The sequence below is a fragment of the Salmonella sp. SAL4457 genome (assembly GCF_046548235.1).
Classification (GTDB): Bacteria; Pseudomonadota; Gammaproteobacteria; order Enterobacterales; family Enterobacteriaceae; genus Salmonella; species Salmonella enterica.
In genome coordinates this window covers 1-255 of sequence record NZ_JBGDZO010000863.1, presented here as the reverse complement: position 1 = coordinate 255, position 255 = coordinate 1, and the positions used below count along the sequence as shown (strand labels likewise).

General features: G+C 60.8%; 1 protein-coding gene. It reads left to right on the top strand.

The genetic code is table 11. The features are described 5' to 3' along the window. Positions 1 to 220: cupin domain-containing protein (locus tag ACLJNW_RS26645; protein WP_410961572.1), on the top strand; the 220-nt coding region annotated here is incomplete at its 5' end. Positions 221 to 255: the final 35 nt, after the last annotated feature.

The following is a 255-nucleotide window of genomic DNA, read 5'->3' as shown; positions in this document are numbered from 1 at the left end:
GCGCTGGGGGACGGCCGACTTGAACGGCCGCAACTTTCACCCAACGCCTTTCGCCCAGTTTGTTGTCTACCTTCAGGGAGTCATGTCCATAACCACGACGGATGGCGAGACCCGGCAATTCGGGGCCGGTGACGTGCTACGCGTGGAAGACACGGCCCCGTGCAAAGGCCACATCAGCGTTGTCGGCGACAGGGCATCGTTCGCCGCGATCTCCAGATGATCTTGTCGACAGCAAAGCATCTTGCGACGTCGAAC